This window comes from Balnearium lithotrophicum (genome assembly GCF_900182585.1).
In the GTDB taxonomy this organism is placed as follows: Bacteria; Aquificota; Aquificia; order Desulfurobacteriales; family Desulfurobacteriaceae; genus Balnearium; species Balnearium lithotrophicum.
The window spans coordinates 124289-138407 of sequence record NZ_FXTM01000001.1; the positions used below are offsets into that span (position 1 = coordinate 124289).

The window sequence follows — 14119 nt, forward strand, 5'->3', positions numbered from 1 at the left end:
ATGGGAATAACCTTTTGGACTGCAGTTTTACCCTTTCTCTCGTTTGTTCTGTCAGGAATTGGCGCTCTCTTTAAATCGAACTCCTTTAAGAACCGTTCTCACTACTTTGGACTTGTTACAGTAGGAACGTCCTTCATCCTCTCCTGCTATCTCCTTTTTGAGTCCCTGAAGGGTACCGTTGTAAGTGAAACATGGTTCAACTGGGTGATTTCCGGAGCTCTTTCCGCAAGTTTCGGAGGGTACGTTGACTCATTAACTGCCATTATGCTAATTGTTGTAAACTTTGTTTCCTTTTTTGTCCACATGTACTCAATAGGCTACATGCACGACGACCCTGGCTACGATAGGTTCTTCTCCTACTTAGGTCTGTTTACATTCTCGATGCTAACGTTGGTTCTCTCTCCAAACTTTCTTCAGTTATTCTTTGGCTGGGAGGCAGTTGGTCTCTCCTCATACCTCCTCATTGGGTTCTGGTACAAGAGAAAGAGAGCGGCAGATGCTGCAATAAAGGCCTTTCTAATAAACAGGGTTGGAGACTTCCTCTTCATCTTGGGAGTTATCTCAATATTCTGGGTCTTTGGAACCCTTGATTTTCACTCCGTTTTTTCAAAGGTTGGAAGTGTTGATAAGGGACTCCTTTCACTCATAGGCTTTCTACTCTTAGGAGGAGCCGTTGGAAAGTCTGCCCAGTTTCCTCTCCACACCTGGCTGCCCGATGCTATGGAGGGCCCTACTCCCATCTCTGCGCTGATTCACGCAGCGACGATGGTTGCCGCAGGTGTATTTATGGTTGCAAGGTGTTCTCCCATCTACGACAACGGTTACGTTCTCCCAGTTGTTGGAGTAATTGGCGTAATAACGGCGTTTGGAGCAGCAACTGTTGGACTTACCCAGTTTGACATAAAGAGGGTTCTAGCCTACTCGACCCTATCCCAGCTTGGCTACATGTTTGCAGCCTTAGGCGTTGGAGCTTACGTCTATGCAATGTTTCACCTCTTTACCCATGCCTTCTTTAAGGCTCTCCTCTTTTTAGGCTCTGGAAGTGTAATTCACGCAATGAGTGGGGAACAGGACATAAGGAGAATGGGAGGGCTCTACAAGTACATGAAAATAACAACTGTAACGTTTATAATAGGAGCTCTTGCCCTTGTTGGAATACCTCCCCTTGCAGGCTTCTTCAGCAAGGACAAGATAATCTCGGCCACGTTTTCAAACGGACACTTTCTCTTTTACCTGTTTCTAACGTTGGGAGCTCTCCTCACAGCCCTCTACATGGGAAGACTTATCTTCCTCGTATTCTTCGGTGAGGAGAGATTTGACAGGAGGGAGATGAAACACCTCCACGAGTCTCCGGCCGTTATGACCGTTCCCTTAATTTTCCTATCAATTCCCTCTATTTTTGCAGGTTTTTTAGGAGGTTGGTTTGAAAGGTTCCTTTCAACTTCCATTCCAAACCACGTTGAGGAGCTTGGTCACTCTCAGGAACTTCTACTGCTCTCAATAACGGTTTCCTTAGCCCTTTTGGGACTTCTATTTTCAGCCTACGTATACTACTGGAGAAAGCTCTCTCCTGAAACAATAACAGAAAATCCACTTATAAAACCGATTTACAGGCTCGTTTACAATAAGTACTACTTCGATGAGCTATACAACTTCGTATTTGTTAAGGGAATCGGTTTCGGTCTTGGCAGGATATTCTCACTCTTTGACAGGTACGTTATCGATGGCATTGTTAATGGAACTGCGAGAGTAACCCAGTGGACTGGGGAGCTCTTAAGGTTAACCCAAACGGGAGTTGTCAACGACTATGTTGTCTACTTTGGAATAGGAATCATTTTAGTAGTTGCAATACTACTTGCAGTTTAAGGGGTGTTTAATGGTCAGTGCAATTCTCATTGTTCCTTTGATTGGAGCTCTTCTAATAGCCCTTTGTAGGAGTGAGGAGAGGGCTAAGTGGATAGCACTTTTGACAACCGGACTGGTCTTCATTCTATCCCTCTACGTCCTCTTTACGTTTGATATAAACAAGGGAGGCTTTCAGTTTGTTGACTACGGCTCGTGGCTTCCTTCCTTTTCAATAAGGTACAGGGTTGGAGTTGATGGTTTAAGCCTCATTATGCTCCTGATGACAACACTAATAACCTTTGTCTCAGTTCCATCGGCCTGGAAGTACATAAACAGGAGAAGAAAGCTCTTTTACTCGCTCCTCCTCCTACTTGAAACTGCAATGGTAGGTGTTTTCGTATCCTTGGATGCTCTCCTCTTCTACATTTTCTGGGAGGCTATGCTAATTCCCATGAGCTTAATTATTGGGATTTGGGGAGGAGAGAGGAGAATCTATTCGGCTTTAAAGTTCTTTATCTACACCTTCGCAGGAAGTATATTCCTCCTTGTAGGTCTTATTGTTCTTGCCGTTGTTTACGGTTCGGTTACAGGAAACTACACGTTTGATATAGAGAAGCTCTCCCAGTTCCACTACCCTCTGGAGCTCCAGAAATGGCTCTTCTGGGCATTTTTCATTGCCTTTGCCGTTAAGGTTCCTGTTTTTCCGTTCCACACGTGGCTTCCGGATGCCCACGTTGAGGCTCCAACTCCCGGTAGTGTGATTCTCGCAGGTGTCCTTCTAAAGATGGGAACTTACGGATTTCTGAGATTTTCCCTACCTCTATTCCCGGATGCCTACAAGCTATATGCTCCTTACATTTTTGTTTTAGGAGTTGTTGCAATTATTTATACTGCACTTGTTGCTCTTGTTCAGGAGGACGTAAAAAAGATTGTTGCTTACAGCTCCGTTTCACACATGGGTTTTGTGATGATAGGCCTATTTGCCCTAAACGTCCAGGGAATAGAGGGTGCAATCTTCCAGATGCTCAACCACGGACTCGTTTCAGCTGCTCTCTTCTTCATAGTTGGGGCAATCTACGAAAGGCTTCACACGAGAAGCATTTTGAAAATGGGAGGTATATCGGACTTTGCTCCGAAACTTGCCTTCCTCGCAATGGTCTTTACGATGGCGTCCGTTGGCCTTCCTGGAACCAGCTCCTTTATAGGGGAGTTTCTAACAATCTTAGGTGGATACAAAGCTGCCCACTGGGTCGGGGTCTTGATGGCGTTGGGTGTAATTTTTGGAGCTGCATATATGCTCTACATGTACAGGAACGTATTTTTCCTTGAACCTAAAGTTCTTTCCTTCAGTGATTTAGACCTGAGAGAGCTTTTAACCCTTTCACTTATAGCACTCTTGGTAGTCTGGTGGGGATTTAACCCGGAGTTTATCCTAAAGTTTGTACACAATTACACCGCTACCCTTCTTGGAGGAGTTTAGGAAATGGAGTTGAACTTATCTCTTCTCTTTCCGGAAATTTTCATTCTAACCGTTGCCATTCTCTCGGTAATCTTTGACCTTTTAATTCCAAACAGGTTAAAGAATAAGTTTTTCTCCGTTCTATCGGTTTCAACTCTGACTGTCTCAATTTTTCTCTTAGTGGTATTTGCACCTCTCTCACCTCAAACTGCCTTTTTCGGTTTCGTTAAAAAGGACTTACTGTCGGTACTCTCAGGTGTTTTGATTGTCTTCTCTGCCCTCATGACCGTATTTATCAGCTACGGATACATCAGTAGGTTTAAAACGGACTACATTGGGGAGTTTTACTATACGCTCCTCTTTTCTACCTTTGGAGCTCTCCTCATGGTGTCGTCAAACGAGCTCTCAACTCTCTTCGTCTCCTTGGAGGTAATGTCAATCTCAATCTACATCCTCATTTCTCTCTTTAAGGACGACTACAGGGGAAAGGAGGCGGCATTAAAGTACTTTATAATGGGTTCCGTAGGTGCTGCCGTTATAGTTTACGGCTTTTCGATTCTCTACGGCCTTTCAGGCTCAATCGTTTACGATGAAGTAGGAAAATTCCTATCAAAAAGTGGGATAAACCTTCCTGTTCTGCTCTCCCTATCTTTAGTCGTTTCGGGATTCCTGTTTAAGCTGGGAGCTGTTCCGTTCCACGGCTGGACTCCCGATTCCTACCACGGAGCTCCAACGCCCGTTACACTCTTCATGGGTGCTGTTGTTAAAGTTGCATCGTTCGTTGCCCTGATTAGACTCTTTTACCCTGTATTTCTATCGCTTTTGGAAAGCTGGGGAACGTTATTGGCAGTTATAGGTGTATTGTCTGCCTTCATTGGAGCCCTCATGGCTCTCAATCAGGAGAACGTCAAGAGAATGCTTGCCTACTCTGCCATTTCACATACAGGTGTTGTCTTAACAGCTTTTTCCTCACTTCCTTCCCTTTCGATATTCTCAGTTCTCTTCTACGTTTTTGCCTATGCCTTTATGACGATTGCAGCCTTTGGCCTCGTATCCCTCCTGTCAGCTTCTGGATTCAAGGGTGAGAGACTCTCTGAGTGGAGAAACCTGTACTCAAGGAGTCCCTTAATTGCACTCTCGTTGGTCGTTGCGTTTATGTCACTTGCAGGAATTCCTCCTCTCTTTGGCTTCTGGGCAAAGTTCTACATCTTAGTAGCACTGATTAGGGCAGGAAAGGTGGCCGTTGCAGTTGCAATTTTAATTGCAAGTGTTATCTCACTCTATTTCTATTTAAGGCCTGTTGTCTACGCATTTATGAAGGAAGGGGAGAGTGTTGAGTTCTCACCGAATCCTATTGAGTACGGGGCGGTTATAGTTACTGTACTCTTTCTAATCGTATTTGGTCTTTTCCCTGAAATTGTCTCTCAGGCTTCCATTTTAGCCCTAAGTTCCTTTATAAGAGGTATGATTTGAGGGAGCTCTACAGGAGAATCCCGAAGGTTGATACGTTCATAAACGATGAAGAGCTCTTAGAACTCCTTGACTCAAGGCCAAAGTTTTTCCTTAAGAAGGCCGTTGAAATTGTTCTCTCAGATTTAAGGAGGAAAATTGCAAAGGGAGAGATATCTGACTTTTCCTACGATGAACTGAAGGAGAGCGTAAAGGAAAAGCTCAAGGAGTTGATAAGGCCGAAACTCCATAAGGTTATAAATGCCACAGGAGTAGTTCTCCACACGAACCTTGGGAGAGCTCCAATTTCAAAGAGGGTTGCAGAGCACTTGGTAGAAGTTATTACAGGGTACTCAAACCTTGAGTACGACTTAGAAAGGGGAAGGAGGGGACTCAGGTACAGGAACTTGGAGTGGATTTTAAAGGAACTGACTGGAGCAGAGGACGTCTGTATCGTCAACAACAATGCAGGAGCAGTTCTACTCGTCCTCTCTGCCCTTGCCAAGGGTAAGGAGGTTATCGTTTCAAGGGGGGAGCTCATCGAGATTGGAGGTTCATTCAGAATTCCGGACGTCATGGAACAGAGTGGAGCTCTATTAAGGGAAGTTGGAACAACGAACAAAACCCACATCTGGGACTACGAAAGGGCAGTTAACGAGAACACTGCTCTCCTCTTAAAGGTCCATACGAGCAACTACAGAATTTTGGGATTTACAGAGAGCGTTCCAACTAAGGAGTTGGTTGAATTGGGCAGGAAGTACGGAATTCCCGTTTACGAGGACTTGGGGAGTGGAAGTTTTGTAGACGTTAGGAAGTTAGGGCTTTCCTACGAACCTACGGTTCAGGACATTTTGAAGGCCGGAGTTGACGTTGTTTCGTTCAGTGGGGATAAGCTCTTAGGGGGAGCTCAGGCTGGAATAATCTTAGGAAAAAAGGAGTACGTAGAAAGGATAAAAAAGCATCCTTTAAACAGGGCTCTGAGAATCGACAAGATGACGTTAGCGGTTCTTGAGGCAACTCTTACGTACTACTTGGATGAGGCTTTGGCCTTTGAGGAGATTCCCGTCTGGAAGTTCCTCTCCCAAAAGAGGGATGATGTAAGGAAGAAAGCTGAGAAACTTGTAAGTGAACTTGAAAAATCGGAATTCAGGGGAAAAGTTGAGATAGTTGAGGACAGGGTAGAGGTGGGTGGTGGAGCTCTTCCTCTCCAAACACTCCCTACCTACTGTGTTTCTGTTAAACTTGACAGTATGAGTGAAAGCGAATTAGATAAAAGATTGAGGGGTAACTATCCACCGATAGTTGGTAGAATAAAGGATGGAAAATTTTTAATCGACATGTTTACAGTATTCGAGGAGGAAATACCTACAGTAGTTAGAGCTCTGAAGGGACTTTAGGAGACAGAATTGAGTTTACTAACTCTAATTTTTCTCATTTTATTTCTAGCAACGGAGGCAAACTCTCAAAACCTTTACTCTTATTACTTACTCAATCAGGAACTCAAAATTATTTCTGCAACCAAGGAGAAAGAAAACCTTCTTAAAACTCCAAGGTACGTAAGGGTAATTACCCATGATGAATTAGAAAGGTTAGGTGTTAAAAACCTCTTTGAGCTCTTGGATTACTTACCCGAGTTTTACTACTGGAGGAGCTTTTTTGGTTTAAATGCAGTTGGGGCTCTCGGCTTAAGGCAGAGTTACTTCTCAGAGAAGATTCAAGTTCTGATAAACGGAGTACCTATCTCCGACCCGTCAAACGGTTCATCATTTAGTGTTAACAGCGTGTTTCCACTTTCCAACGTAAAGCAGGTTGAGATAGTCTACGGGCCCATGACTGCCCTCTACGGTTATAACACTTCCCTAGCAGTGATAAACTTGATAACCTATTCATCGAGTGATAAGGGAAAGATAGAAACCTCTATAAGTACAGGGCACGATTCCTACAACTCTATATTCATTCCCTTTAAGAATAAAACATTTTCAGGAAGTTTTTCATTTAGCTATGTAGAAAACCGTTCTCCTCACAAAGACTATACAGATTTCTTAGGGCTTAAAGGTAATTATTCTTCATTTAAAAAGAATTTTGACTATTTTTTTACTCTTAGTTTCCCTTCTGGTTTTTATTTAAAGAGCTATTCAGTCAACAGAAATGAGCACTTTCCCGTTACAATATCGGAATTAGTAACAAATGGAAATTCATACGCAAGGAGAAAGTCGTTTATTAACAAGTTAGGTTATAGTTTTTCTCTGAATAATTTAAAAGGGGACATCTATGTTGGTTATAACTGGTTTTATCTAAAAAGAGCTTACAATCTCTGTCCTTTTAATCATAAAATTTGTTCAATTTATTTACCTAATGAACTTTTAGCAGTTGAAAAGAGATACCTTAAAGAGCCGAGAATAGGAGGCTTTTTTAGTCTATCGACAAACGAGTTTGGGAAATTTTCATTTGGAGCTGAATATACTGAAGTTAATTTGTACAAAACAAGGTTAAACTCAAACTTTTTACCTTCTTCTGTAAATGTTGAAAATCCAAAGAGTATAGTGGTCTTTCCTAATATGAGGGAACTTTCAGACAAAGATAAATTGATATCTGAGAGAAAAAGGTATTCATTTTCGCCTTATATCCAATACAATTTTAACTTTGACGATTACTACCTCCTTTTAAACCTTAGGTGGAACAGAACAAACGATGTGGGAAGTGATTGGAGTTATACAGTTTCCCTTATGAAAAAAATAGAGAAGTCCATATTTAAATTGAACTTTGGTAGAGCTCTGCGCATTCCCTCCTTTGAGGAAATGTACATAAAAAACAATCCAATTCTAAAGGGAAATCAAAATCTTAAATTGGAGAAGGCAGACTCTATTATGCCCTCCTACCAATACATTGGTGATAGAGTAACTGTTAATTTAACTGCCTATTACTTTAGATTTAGAAATTTTATTTATAAAAGACAGGTTCCAGGGGGATCCTACCAGTGGGACAATTCAGATTCGAGTGTTAGAAGTTCGGGATTTATTACATCTCTTAAAACAAAAATAGCTCAAAATCTTGAATTAAGGGTTTCTTTTGGAAGGATTTTCAGCATAGAGGGACTTTCAGGAGAGTACTTTGACTTTCCTAAGAAAAAACTTATTTCAGGGTTAAACTACTGGAATAAAGAGATTACTTCAGGCCTGTATGTAGTTGCCTATTCAAAAGCTTCAAGTAGGGCTCCGGGTTTCTACAGAGTAGATTACAACTTCAATCTTAACCTTACGAGAAACAGCAAAGTGTTTTTAAATGTAAAAAATTTGCTAAATAGAAAGTACCAATTTGATGATGAAATCCCAGGAGATGAAAGAACCCTATGGGTAGGATTTCAGTTGTACTATTAATCATTCAGTTTCTTTTTATTCCATCTTACGCTTTAGATGCATGTGTTATTAATTCCTATTCTATCCCTCCTGCCCAATATATCGAGAAAAAATTTAAGGAAATCTGGAAAAAAAGAGGAAATCATTTAGATTGTAGTAGTTATGATGTAAAAGTTTTAATAGGTACACCTGCAGTTGTTAAATCTTTAAAGGAGAGTGGAAATTATAGAAGGGTATATACGTTTGTGCTTTTCCCTGAGGTTATGCATTTAGATAAAAAGGAAAATTTTTATGGTGTTCGTATATTTCCTTTACCAGAAAAAACTTATTTAAGATTTCTTAATAAATTCCATTTAAAAAAGAGTAAAGTAGCTGTTCCTTTGAGTAAAAAACTTTTGAATATAGGTAAAATATATTTACCTAAATCAGATTTCATTATTATAACTTTTAATAGGTCTCCTGTAGAGATTTTTTCAAAATTAGAGAAATACAAGTACATATACATTTTTCCTGACCCAAGCTTATTGAAAACTTTTAACTTAATCTCATTAATAAATTTTGCAAGTCAAAATAACATTAAAGTCTTTTCTGGAATTTTTGATTTAAAAAAGTTTAACTTAACATATGTTGATAATGTAGATTTTGACCAATTAGTCAATGATTTAATTCTTTTATCAGAAGGTAAAATTCATTCAAAAATTCTTCCTTGTCCTTGTAAGCAGTAAGATGATGATAAAGACTAAGAGTTTAGATAGACTATTTTTAATTAAAACAGTTATTCTATTAATAGCTCTAGTAATATCTATTTTCTCTTTAAACTTAATTAGTATGCATATTGCTGAGAAAATTCAGGAAGAGAATTTGAAATATATCTCAAGGCTTATTGCAAAGGAAATACAAATTATCAATGAAATTATTCCCAATGAGATACTCATAAGGGACAATTTAGGTAAACTAAGTGAGAAATTTCAATCTATAAAAGGAATCTGCTTTATCTCTGAAAAAAATACTATATGTTATCCAAAGAAAATTGAATTAGAAATTGATAGAAGTTTCTTTACTTTTAATAAAATTCAATTATTAAAGAAGTCAGGAGAGGAAATAGAAGTAGTAGTACCAGTATTTGAAGAGTATGCTTCAGAAATTTTTGAGAAGAAAAAAGTAGGATACATTGTAGTAATATATGATAGAAAAGTTTTTGAAAATTTTACAACTTTTTGGACTATAACTTCTATTATCTTTTCTTCGTTTATTGTTATGATAGGTATAATTGTAGGGATATCTTGGTTTTTAGATATAAAATCCAACTTTAGATTGATGTATAAGTTACTGTTTATTCTAAAAAATGAACAGCATGGATACTTTGAAAAGGAAATAGATTTACTTGTAAATTCTATCCAGATAAAAGAATTAAAGGATTTGGCAAACCTGATACTTTCTCTCTATAGAAAAGTTAATGAACTCAATGAAAAGATAAAATATTTGGCCTTAAAAGACTCTCTCTCTGGTCTATACAATAGAAACTTCCTTGAACTGGTATTTAAACATAATTTTATTAACCTCTGGCAGAGACAAAAATTCCCTTTATCAGTAGCTATCATTGATTTAGATGACTTTAAAAAAATTAATGATAACTTTGGCCATCAAAAGGGTGATGAGGTCTTGAAAAAATTGGGAGAAATTATAACCAGGGAAGTGCGAAAGGGGGATTTTCCCATCCGTTATGGAGGTGAGGAGTTTCTCATTATCTTCCCGTATGCTCACAAAAAAGAAGCTTACAGGATAGTATATCGAATTAAGGAGGAATTTTCAAAACTTGACTTTGGTATAGGAAAAAAAGTAACTTTTAGTTCAGGGATAGCCGGATATCCTGAAGACACGGATGAAGCTGGAAATTTAGATTACTTACTAAAGTTGGCCGATAAAAGATTGTATAAAGCTAAAGCCTGTGGTAAAAATAGAATTGTTGAAGTCTAATGAATTTTATTGGAGAAAAAGTTTGAAGCTCGTTCCAAGAGTAAAGGTATACTATGGTAAAGAGGAACTTCTATCAGCTGTAAATTTGTTTGCTAAAGAAATAACAAGAGAAGACTTTGAAAGAGCATTTGCACAAAAATTTAAAAATAGATTTGCTCTCTTTTTCCCCTATGGAAGAGTAGCTTTATACTCTTTTTTTAAGGCTATGAAGATAAAACATAAGGAAATTATATGTCCAGCATTCACCTGCAATACTGTGGCTCAAGCAATTGTTCTTAGTGGAAACATTCCAGTATTTGTCGATTGTGAGGAGAATAGTTTTAACATGGATATTTTTCAGATTGAAAAAGTAATTTCTCCTCGAACAGCTGCAGTTATTGCTGTTCATATGTTTGGTTATCCTCTTGATGTTGTTACTCTTTCTGAAATTGTTAAGTATTTCCAAAATAAATTCGGAAATAAAATATACGTAGTTCAAGATGTAGCTCAGTCCTTTGGAGCAACGTTTAAAGGCCATCTGCCTACTCTATTTGGAGATATTTCAATTTTTGGGCTTGGAATTTCAAAAATAATAAATGCTATTGACGGTGGGATGTTAACAACAAATAATGAGGAAATTTATTCGAGAACCAAAGAGTTTTTCCTTTCTATTGCTAAAGAGTGTAACTGGACTAGAGAATTAAAAAAATTTATTAAGTTTCTATCGTACTTTATTTTATTGAGGGAAAATTTCTACTGGATAGTAGATTTATTAGAGAAAAAAGGTTTCCTTTCTTCTGTTCAAAAATACTATAGAGAGGATGTTATTGAATTTCCCAATGATTGGAAAACTATTCCCTGTAATATCCAAAGTAGGGTAGGTTTAGTCCAACTCAAGAAGTACGATAAGATAGTGGAATTAAAAAGGGAGAATGCGAAGCATTGGATGGAAATAACAAAGAATACTGATATCTTCTTTTTTCCGTACAATCCCGAGGCAACGTACAGTAGATGTGTAGGTCTGTCTCCACGTAGAGATTACTGGATAAAATATTTCCGTGAAAAAGGATTTCAACTTGGAAAGGTAAATTATTTACTTCCCAGAATGAAAGCCTTCTCAAAGTACAGTAAAGGAAACTACAAAATTGCTGAGGTTTATAACCGTCAAAATCTTATTTTCCCTTCCTAATAGAGTCTATAGTTTGTGTAATCTTTTTATATTCTGAAGAAAATGCCTCAATAACTTCTGGCAAGAACTTTGTAGAGCTTTCAGAAGTTATTATTCTATAGGCTTCATCAAAACTTTTTCCTTTTCTGTAGGGTCTATCGCTTATTAACCCTATAAAAACTTCTGCAAGGGCAACCACTTGAGCTTCTGGAATTATATTTCCACATTTCAATCCGTACGGATATCCCGTTCCATCACAAAACTCGTGATGTTGTAGAACAATATCTTTAATAGTAGGATAGAGCCGAGTGATGGGAGACACTAAAGAGGCCCCTATAATTGGGTGGTACTTCAGTTTTAATTTTTCTCTCTCTGTTAGAACCTTATTCTCAAAGGCTATATTTGAAATAGGAGTAACCATTCCAATATCATGAAGATATGCTCCATATTTGATAGACTCCAAAGAGTTTTGTGAGAATCCCATTCGTCTTCCTACCAAAACAGATACCTCCTTTACCAATAAAGAGTGATTTTTATAGAATGGAGTTGAGTTTTCAAAATCTTTTACAATTTCCATAAGGAGTTCCATATAGTTTTTGATAAAATCCTCTCCCCCTATTAAGAAAGAAAAAACATCTAAAAATTTCCCTAATTTACTTTTCTCTTCTCCTGAAAGAACCCTTCCGCAGACATTTAAAGTGTAGTTTGTTCCTCTTAAATGAAATTCTTTACATGGTTCTTTCTTTTCATTTCCAATTTTATAAAGACTTTTATTCCCTTTTTCTATTTCTACATAGGGTACGTTAAGTAGTAATTTGGTTGAGTTTACGACAAAGGAGGATAGGACTTCTTCATCGAACATTAGTTTTTCCAAAACTTCGTGTGATGACATGATTGCAGAAAAATTTTTAAGAATAGTTTCCTTCTCCTCAAGCTCTGATAACGTTGAAACTCTCTCAAGAAAAATTTTAAGAGGAAGCTCTAATTCATCCAATTTCAAAGGTTCTTTTGACATAATTACTAAAGCAGTATGATTAAAAAGAACAGAATGAATAAAAAACCTTCCTAAATTTTTAAAATTTAAATCATAAATGATTGATGGAAGCCTTGGTTTGCTTTTTCCATGAGAGGAATCTAATAAGTCTTCAGTTAGTATATCTTCATTACTTAGACTATCCATTCTAACAAAAGCATTCTTTGTTTTTTTGTACACTCCTATATCCACAATTGATGGGAAGAAAACTGGGAAAGTTTTTTTTAGACAATGTAGGAGTGATTGAACAGTGAAGGCATTTATAACGCAATTCTCTATTTTATCTCTGATAGACTCTGAAGTTTTTCTTTTTAGTAAAAGGTAAAGGATAAAAATAGAAATAAGAAACAAAGTTACTAAGAAAAAAGGAATTAATAGATTTAAGTTCACGGCTCCTCCTCCATAATGAATTTACTATAATTTCAATTATAAAGAAATATTCTTCCAATAAATGGAGTTCTACATTTACTCCCTAAAGGGATAACTAAACTGTTTCTATTCCCTCCTGAACAAAAGAATTTACCATCAACTAAACTTAGAAGGCATCCTTTTAATTTTATTTTAAGTTTGGTCCCACACCTTCCCACCATAACCATACCCTTAGAAAATTTCCTTAACCATATTTCTTTTCCTTTTACTTTTTCATATTTTCCATAGGGTTTTCCCAAATCTACACTGTACCAGTTTTTCTTCACTCCTGATAAATCAACGTTTTCTGACACACTAAAGCTAAAAGAGTTTGATAAAAGAGAAAGACAAATTCCGTATACTATTGCTTCATCTACTGTTTTCTTATCACTGTTTGAAACATAGTTTAAGAAAACAACGTGGATGTGCGGATTTATAGGTTTCAATTTTTTAATTATTGTAAATGCCGTATTTAAAGCTTCCGCTGGATTGACGAAACGAGTTCCATTTTTAGTATCTGTTGTAAAAACGCTCTCAACAACATCTATATCTGCCCATCTGTCAAAAAGGCCTTTTGGGCTTCTAAAACCTCTATTTAAGGCAATAATTAAACCTTTTTCCTTTAGTAATTTTAAAAAAGTAGCAATTCTACTATCATAATCTTTTACTGATACTCCTCTTTTTTCTAATTCTTCTTGTAAAAACTTATATTTTTCTTCTTGAAAGATTTTAGAACCGGTAGCCCAATCAAAAAAAACTCCATCGTAGTTGTGATTCTTTATATCTTTTACTAGAAAAAAGACTCTTTTCTTTATGAACTCCAAATTAAACGTGAAAAAGTAGTCTTTACAACCGTATCTTTTTCCCATAGGGTCTCTATCATTTGGCCTATAGTCTATTACCCAATTTTTTAAGTTAGACATTATTTCTCTGTGCCAGGAATTTTGAACTTTCCCACAGAAGTAAAAGGCAGGCAGCCATTCATATTTGAGTAATTTAACTCCATGTGATTTTAGAAACTCTACGTCCTTTTCTTTCCAATAAGAGTTGGTTACAACATACTTAAAGTTTGAGAGGAACAGTAGATCTTCTTTTTTTGGATAGGAATAATCAAAGGCCATAAATGGAGTAGAAAAGGAAGGAATCGTTGAGGATATGAAACATAGTAAGAAGAACTTACTTAGTTTCAAATACTTTATCAAGTCCATGTTCTCGTTCAATACATGGTGGACACCCTGGAGTTTTTTAATATATTCCTCAAACTTCTCTACTGGAGTCTTATAACCAAGACCTTGATGAGGCCTAACGAAGTTGTAAAAGCTTAGATACCTAAATAGTTTCCTGTTCATTTCATCAACTGTCGGCTCAGTCCCTTCTATCATCCACAGTTCCTTCTCCACCGTCTGTATGAACCTTTCAACATGTGCATTGGTCTTGGGAGACCT

General features: G+C 37.5%; 9 protein-coding genes and 1 pseudogene. 8 read left to right on the top strand and 2 right to left on the bottom strand.

All coding sequences use genetic code 11. The annotated features are described in order from the left end of the window. Genes nuoL through FN732_RS00615 form a run of 8 tightly spaced genes read left to right on the top strand, consistent with a single transcriptional unit; the run spans nt 1 to nt 11254 of the window. Nucleotides 1-1866: an NADH-quinone oxidoreductase subunit L gene (nuoL, locus tag FN732_RS00580; RefSeq protein ID WP_142933520.1), complete on the top strand. Its 1866-nt coding sequence runs from the start codon at nt 1-3 to the stop codon at nt 1864-1866. Nucleotides 1867-1876: 10 nt separating this feature from the next. Next, nucleotides 1877-3325, top strand: a complete 1449-nt coding sequence (locus FN732_RS00585; RefSeq protein WP_142933522.1) for a complex I subunit 4 family protein — start codon at nt 1877-1879, stop codon at nt 3323-3325. Between the two features lie 3 nt (nt 3326-3328). Beyond that, nucleotides 3329-4777, top strand: coding sequence for an NADH-quinone oxidoreductase subunit N (locus FN732_RS00590; protein ID WP_142933524.1), 1449 nt, complete (start codon nt 3329-3331; stop codon nt 4775-4777). Next, nucleotides 4774-6150 carry an L-seryl-tRNA(Sec) selenium transferase gene (gene selA, locus FN732_RS00595; protein ID WP_142933526.1) on the top strand — a complete coding sequence of 459 codons (1377 nt, stop codon included), beginning with the start codon at nt 4774-4776 and terminating at the stop codon, nt 6148-6150. Before FN732_RS00590 ends, selA begins: the two co-directional genes overlap by 4 nt. Nucleotides 6151-6159: 9 nt before the next feature. Then, the gene (locus tag FN732_RS00600) at nt 6160-8130 is read left to right on the top strand and encodes a TonB-dependent receptor plug domain-containing protein (protein ID WP_142933529.1); all 1971 of its coding nucleotides are present in this window, start codon (nt 6160-6162) and stop codon (nt 8128-8130) included. Then, a complete protein-coding gene (locus FN732_RS00605; protein WP_142933531.1) occupies nt 8103-8834 on the top strand; it encodes a hypothetical protein in 732 nt (243 codons plus the stop codon). The genes FN732_RS00600 and FN732_RS00605 overlap by 28 nt, the downstream gene beginning before the upstream one ends. Nucleotides 8835-8838: 4 nt before the next feature. Further along, on the top strand, nt 8839-10086 hold the full coding sequence (locus FN732_RS00610; RefSeq protein ID WP_185954187.1) for a GGDEF domain-containing protein: 1248 nt from the start codon (nt 8839-8841) through the stop codon (nt 10084-10086). A 22-nt stretch (nt 10087-10108) separates the two neighbouring features. Then, complete coding sequence (locus FN732_RS00615) at nt 10109-11254, top strand: DegT/DnrJ/EryC1/StrS family aminotransferase (protein ID WP_185954188.1); 1146 nt, start codon at nt 10109-10111, stop codon at nt 11252-11254. Here FN732_RS00615 and FN732_RS00620 read toward each other — a convergent pair. Together FN732_RS00620 and FN732_RS09635 are read right to left on the bottom strand one after the other, a co-directional pair. Continuing rightward, complete coding sequence (locus FN732_RS00620; RefSeq protein WP_142933541.1) at nt 11238-12656, bottom strand: HD-GYP domain-containing protein; 1419 nt, start codon at nt 12654-12656, stop codon at nt 11238-11240. The two genes, FN732_RS00615 and FN732_RS00620, sit on opposite strands and share 17 nt — an antisense overlap. A 1217-nt stretch (nt 12657-13873) precedes the next feature. Next, nucleotides 13874-14119: pseudogene (locus FN732_RS09635) on the bottom strand (integrase core domain-containing protein); the annotation flags it as partial.